The sequence below is a fragment of the Streptococcus australis genome, from assembly GCF_019930045.1.
In the GTDB taxonomy this organism is placed as follows: domain Bacteria; phylum Bacillota; class Bacilli; order Lactobacillales; family Streptococcaceae; genus Streptococcus; species Streptococcus australis_D.
The window spans coordinates 1-589 of record NZ_JAHZQQ010000134.1; the positions used below are offsets into that span (position 1 = coordinate 1).

At 30.1% G+C, this 589-nt stretch carries 1 protein-coding gene; it reads right to left on the bottom strand.

Annotated features, from left to right (window positions below; all coding sequences use genetic code 11):
• Nucleotides 1–60: 60 nt before the first annotated feature.
• Nucleotides 61–342: a hypothetical protein gene (locus K1J10_RS10680; RefSeq protein ID WP_223357360.1), complete on the bottom strand. Its 282-nt coding sequence runs from the start codon at nt 340–342 to the stop codon at nt 61–63.
• Between the last annotated feature and the right edge of the window lie 247 nt (nt 343–589).

Consider the following 589-nt stretch of genomic DNA (forward strand, 5'->3'; position numbering starts at 1 on the left):
GTGTGAATACTTACAGTTTACCCCAATGAAACGCTATGAGTTTTTTTGTTGCACTATATTTTACAATTTATCTTTTATATAAACTAGTTCATCTTCAATTATCTTACCAAATTCCCAAACAGAAGTTCCATCTCCGTTGTAATCTGGTGTCGGCCCCCTATCATAATTATGAAAAGTTAAAGAAAATAATTCTTGTTCAGCTTGAGTAATATCAATTCCTATTGTAGTGATACCTGTATAAGTTCGAGGTTCAAATACAATCCCGTTTTGTGATAATAACGTTTTAAACTCAAATAAAAAAGTATTAACTTCATCCTTTGTTGCTTTGCTTTCGGGTGTCATATCTCTCCCCCTTTCTAATATAATAGTAACACGTTCAATAAGAAAATGCAATCAATTGATTGCATTTTGTATAGAAATAAATTATATTATTAATAGGTGTTGTGATGTTTTAACAGATTTTTAAAACCTATTTTGAAAATTACTATTTCAATGAATTTCAATATATTTTTAAATCCCCAATTGTCAAGTCAAGTGCAACAAAGTCATTCCTCTGATTAAGCGAGTGTTCTTCCAGCTGTTTGAGCTA